The organism is Aeromonas sp. 62-46, from assembly GCF_001898585.1.
Classification (GTDB): domain Bacteria; phylum Pseudomonadota; class Gammaproteobacteria; order Enterobacterales; family Aeromonadaceae; genus Aeromonas; species Aeromonas caviae.
Genome location: NZ_MKUI01000001.1, coordinates 1 through 5,153, shown reverse-complemented (window position 1 = coordinate 5,153; position 5,153 = coordinate 1). Strand labels below are relative to the sequence as shown.

Sequence of the window (5,153 nt, the reverse complement as noted above, 5' to 3'; positions counted from 1 at the left end):
CTCCCCAAGTGCGAGGCCGCATACTACCAGATCCGGTAAGGTTGTGAACCCCTTGGCCGCATTCTGACGACAAAAAAGTGTCAAGTGGTCATTTTTTGATATGTTTCGCTCAAAATTCACACTTTTCAATGACTTTTATGTCGCTGCCGAAACGGCGAGGGGACGTAGGGGGGGCTGGCTGCCAGGAGCCACGGGGCTCCTGGCGGATCATGGGGAGCGGGCGCTCGCTCAGGCGTCGGCGGGGCGGGCCTGCTGGCAACCCTGCACCGCATGGGCGATGAGTTCGAGGGCGCTCTGCTCGCAGGGGGGCAGCACCTCGTCGCAACTCGCGATCGGGGTGACGCGGTCTCCCCACTTGATGAGGGCGGCGCCCCAGGTCAGCCCGGCCCCGAAGGCGGCGGTCAGCAGGTAGCTGTTCGGCTTGACCCGACCCTGCTCCAGCGCCTCGCACAGGGCGATGGGCACGGTGGCGGCGGAGGTGTTGCCGTACTGCTCTATGTTGACCATCACCTTCTCCATGGGGGCGTTCATCCGCTTGGCCAGGGTCTCGATGATGCGCACGTTCGCCTGGTGCGGCACGATGAGGTCGATCTGCTCGGGGGCGATGCCGGCCTGGGCCAGTACGGTGCCGGTGGCTTCGCCCATGCCGCGCACGGCGCGCTTGAAGATCTCCTGCCCCTCGAAGTTGAAGGTGAAGAGGCCGTCAATGTCGGCGAAACGCACCCGATCCGTACCGAAGTTCGGCACGTGCAGTATCTCCCGCGCTTCGCTGTCACAACCGAGCTTGCTGGCAATCAGGCCGCTCTTCTGCTCGCTCGCCTCGATGATGACGGCGCCTGCGCCATCCCCGAACAGCACGGCGGTGTCGCGCTTGGCCCAGTCCAGCAACTGGGTCAGCCGCTCGGCACCGATCACCAGCACCTTTTGCATCATGCCGGTCTGCACCAGGGAGGTGGCGACCGAGAGGGCATAGACGAAGCCGGTGCAGGCGGCGTTGAGGTCGAACACCGCCGCCTTGTGGGCGCCGAGAGCCTGCTGCACGGCGGAGGCGCCATTGGGGACCAGTGTGCCCGGTGTGGCGGTCGCCAGGATGATGCCATCGAGGGTGGCGGCGTCCAGACCTGCGCACGCCAGGGCGCGACGGGCGGCCAGGGTGGCGAGCGCCTGGGTGCTGACATGGGAGACACGGCGGGCCTTGATGCCGGTGCGCGGGTAGATCCACTCGTCCGAGGTATCCATGATGGTGCCGAGGTCATCGTTGGTCAGCGAGGCGGGGGGCAGGCATTTTCCCCACCCGGTGATAGTGGCGTATGTCATCTTGTCGTCGCTTGTCGTGATGGCCGCCCTGGGGCGGAAAGTGGCGAAATTATGCCGCACGGGGCGTTCACTGTCATCCTGCGGTCCCCCCAGTGTAAGGGGAGTGGCGGGAGCAAGACCGTGATTTTGCTTAAATTTCCGCTTCTCCTTGCCGTAAGATGAAGGCCCGATCCCGGCGACCCCTTCCCGAGGTGACTCCTGTGCACAAAGCGAATCTCAATCTCTTGCCCACCCTCAAGGTGCTGCTGGAGACCCGCAACATCAGCCGGGCGGCGGAGCTGCTGAACCTGAGCCAGCCCTCCATCAGCAAGCAGCTCGGCCAGCTTCGCAGCGAGTTTGGCGACGAACTGCTGGTGCGGGAAGGGCAGCGCTGGCTGCTGACCCCGCGGGCCGAGGCCCTGGCGGCCCAGCTTGCCGATTCCCTCGGTGCCCTGGAGCGGCTCTACGAGGCGCCGGAATTTGCCCCCGAGCGCTGCGAGCGGGTGTTTCGGCTCGCCTCCTCCGACTACGTGGCCCAGCACATCTTGCCGGACATCTGTGCGGCCCTGGCGAGGGCCGCCCCCCGGGCGGCGCTGGAGTACAGCCTGTGGGACAAGCGCCAGTTGCCCCAGCTCTGGCAATCGGAGCTGGACATGGTCTCCACCATCACGGAGCTGGTGCCGGACCAGATCCGCGGCCTGCATCAGGGGGAGGACAGGCTGGTGGTGCTGATGGGGCGCCATCACCCGCTCTCTGGCATGGCGCCCAGTCTGGAGGATTACCTCGCCTGGCCTCACCTGCAGGTGAGCGGGGGCGGGGACAAGGACAGCCCGGTGGAGCAGGTGCTGGCCCCCCGCGGGCTCTCCCGCCGCTGGTTTGCCCGGGTGCCCTTCTTCCAGGCTGCGGTGGAGGTGCTGCTGCGCACAGACTGTCTGATGACCACCCCGGCCCATATCGCCTGGCAGCTCTCCCGGGAACATGCCCTGAGTTTTTGCGATCTCCCCTTCGCCACCCGGGTCCAGCAGTATCATCTGCTGTGGCACCAGCGCCACCACCTGGATCCGGCTCACCGCTGGTTTCGCGAGCTGGCCTATCCCTTCCTGCGGGATCACCTGCAATTCACCCTGGGGGAGAGTCGCAAGCAGTTGGCCCGAGGGCCGCAGGTGAGCCGCTGATGGCAGCGGGTTGTGCCACTCTATAGCCACTGGCTATGGGCTCTATTCATAACTTTCACTTCTGGCATAGCGAGCCACCCCCTACCCTGATCCAGGGTGACAACAATCGACACGAAGGAAGAGAAGGTATGGAGCTGACGAGTTGGCTGGCGCTGGCCGCCATTTGCGTGATGGGGGCCATCAGCCCGGGGCCAAGCCTGGCACTGATCATCCGCAATACGGTGCAGGGAGGGCAGGGCCACGGGGTTGCCACGGCGCTGGGACACGGCCTGGGAGTTGGCATCTATGCGCTGATCACGGCCCTCGGCCTCGCCATCCTGATCACCCAGACCCCCTTGCTGTTCGATCTCATCCGCTACGGCGGCGCGGCGTTTCTCGCCTGGCTCGGGATCAAGGCGTTGCTGGCCAGGCCCGCAGGGGGGGAGGCAGGCAAGGAGGAGGGGCACCGGCCACGGGGACGTCAAGGGGCGTTCGAGGGCTTTATGGTGGCCTTCTTGAACCCCCAGCTCGCCATCTTCTTTATCGCCCTGTTCAGCCAGTTCGTGCACGCCGACACCGGCTGGCGTGAGGGGGGCATCATGATGCTGACCGCAGGCGGCATCGATGCGCTCTGGTATGTGCTGGTGGCCCTGGTGCTCTCTCGCGGGCCCGTACTCGCCTGGCTCAAGGCCAAATCCACCGTGATCGACAAGGTGAGCGGCCTGGTGCTGCTGGGGCTGGCCCTCAAGGTCGTGATCTAGCTCCGCGTCGGGTGCCTGCGTAGTCGGCACTCTGTCAGGGCCGGGGGATGAGGGGCAGCCAGATGACCTTGTACCGGGTCAATCCTGCATTCTGCGGTGATCTTAAGCGGGATCAAGGCAGGGGGCGGGGAGTCTGGTTAGAGTGGCGGCCATTTGCAGCCCTTCGAACCGGACGTTATGCGCGATCAGAACCATCACAACCGCCTGGAGTTGCTGGCCCCGGCCAAGAACCTTGCCTATGGCATCGAGGCCATCAACCACGGCGCCGACGCCGTCTACATGGGGGGCCCCGCCTTCGGTGCCCGCAGCGCAGCAGGCAACAGCCTCGAGGACATCGAGGCGCTGGCGCGCCATGCCCACCGCTTCGGCGCCCAGGTCTTCGTCGCCTTCAATACCCTGCTGCACGACCACGAGCTGGAGCAGGCCCGGCGCCTGACCCATCAGATCTACGAGGCAGGGGCCGATGCGCTGATCGTGCAGGACATGGGGCTGCTGGCGCTCGATTTGCCCCCCATCGCGCTGCACGCCAGCACCCAGACCGACAACCGCACCCCGGAAAAGGTAAAGTTTCTGCAGGACGTGGGCTTCTCCCAGGTGGTGCTGGCCCGCGAGCTCTCCCTTGCGCAGATCCGCGAGATAAGCGCCGCCACGAGCGTGCAGCTGGAGTTCTTCATCCACGGCGCCCTGTGCGTCTCCTACAGCGGCCAGTGCAACATCAGCCACGCCCGCACCGGGCGCAGCGCGAACCGCGGCGAGTGCGCCCAGCTCTGTCGACTGCCCTGTTCCCTGCAAACGCCGGCGGGGGAGGTGCTGGTGGAAAACAGCCACCTGCTCTCCTTGAAAGACATGGATCAGACCGACAACCTGGAGGCGCTGATCGCCGCAGGGATCCGCTCCTTCAAGATTGAAGGGCGCCTCAAGGGGCTCGACTACGTCAAGAACGTCACCGCCTGGTATCGCCAGAAGCTGGACTCCATCCTGGAGCGCCGCCCCGACCTGGTGGCCGCTTCCGCCGGTCGTTGCAGCTACACCTTTACGCCGGATCCCAAGAAGAGTTTCAACCGGGGCAGCACCGACTACTTCCTCCATGGCCGACAGCCAGGCATCGACTCGCCGCGCAGCCCGAAATACGTCGGGGAGCCGCTCGGGCGCGTCACCAGCGTGACCCGCGATGGCATCGAGATCGACGGCCAGGCCGTTGCCCTCAACAACGGCGATGGCCTCGGCTTCTTCAAGCCGGGGGGCGAGCTGGTGGGGATGCGCCTCAATAAAGTGGAAGAGAAGGCACAGAGCAAGCGGTTACTCCTGTCGGAACCCATGCCCGGTCTCAAGGTGGGCACCGAGATCTTTCGCAACCACGATCAGGCCTTCAGCAAGCAGCTTGAAAAAGGGAGCGCGGATCGCCGCATCCGGGTCGATATGCGGCTATCGGAGTGCGACGAGGGACTGCGGCTCACGCTTACCGACGAGCAGGGCATTGGTGCCGCCGTTACGCTCCCCTGCGACCAGCAGTTGGCCGACAACCCGGAACGGGCGCTGCAACAGGCCAGGGATCAGCTCGGCAAACTCGGCAACACCCTGTTTGTGGCGCGCCAGATTGAGTTGGCATTCACTCGCCCGCTGTTTATTGCGGCTTCACAGCTTAACGGCTTGCGCCGGGAGGGGATCGCCGCCCTGGAGGCGGCCCGTCTGGCTGCCTACCGGCGACCCGAGCGGCGCATTCCCCTGCGAGGCGCCGTTTATCCCCAACATCGGCTCTCCTACCTCGGCAACGTGCTGAACAGCGCGGCGGAGCAGTTCTTTCGCGAGCACGGGGTAGGGAGCATCGCCCCCGCGTATGAGGCGAACAAGGAGGAGCGGGAAGTGGTGCTGATGACAACGAAGCACTGCATCCGCTACAGCCAGCAGCTCTGCCCCAAGGAGGTGCCCGGTCTCAAGGCCG

The 5,153-nt window shown here is 65.4% G+C and carries 4 protein-coding genes; 3 read left to right on the top strand and 1 reads right to left on the bottom strand.

What is annotated here, in order from left to right; all coding sequences use genetic code 11:
• Positions 1-228 precede the first annotated feature (228 nt).
• Entirely contained in the window at positions 229-1,317 is a 1,089-nt protein-coding gene (locus tag BGO64_RS00020) for a ketoacyl-ACP synthase III (protein ID WP_286699919.1), read from the bottom strand.
• 200 nt (positions 1,318-1,517) lie between these two features.
• On the opposite strand from BGO64_RS00020, the gene BGO64_RS00015 reads away from it, so the two are divergent.
• From BGO64_RS00015 to BGO64_RS00005, 3 genes are all read left to right on the top strand, one after another.
• Positions 1,518-2,471 carry a LysR family transcriptional regulator gene (locus tag BGO64_RS00015; protein WP_109112806.1) on the top strand — a complete coding sequence of 318 codons (954 nt, stop codon included), beginning with the start codon at positions 1,518-1,520 and terminating at the stop codon, positions 2,469-2,471.
• Between the two features lie 128 nt (positions 2,472-2,599).
• Positions 2,600-3,211, top strand: a complete 612-nt coding sequence (locus BGO64_RS00010) for a LysE family translocator (protein ID WP_198497899.1) — start codon at positions 2,600-2,602, stop codon at positions 3,209-3,211.
• Between the two features lie 177 nt (positions 3,212-3,388).
• Positions 3,389-5,153, top strand: a 1,765-nt coding sequence (locus tag BGO64_RS00005) for a peptidase U32 family protein (RefSeq protein ID WP_286699918.1), incomplete at its 3' end; no start/stop codon positions are given.

Excerpts from the sequence above, each read along its gene's own strand:
- BGO64_RS00020 (WP_286699919.1), bottom strand. The coding sequence starts at position 1,317 with ATGACATACGCCACTATCACCGGGTGGGGAAAATGCCTGCCCCCCGCC.
- BGO64_RS00010 (WP_198497899.1), top strand. The coding sequence starts at position 2,600 with ATGGAGCTGACGAGTTGGCTGGCGCTGGCCGCCATTTGCGTGATGGGG.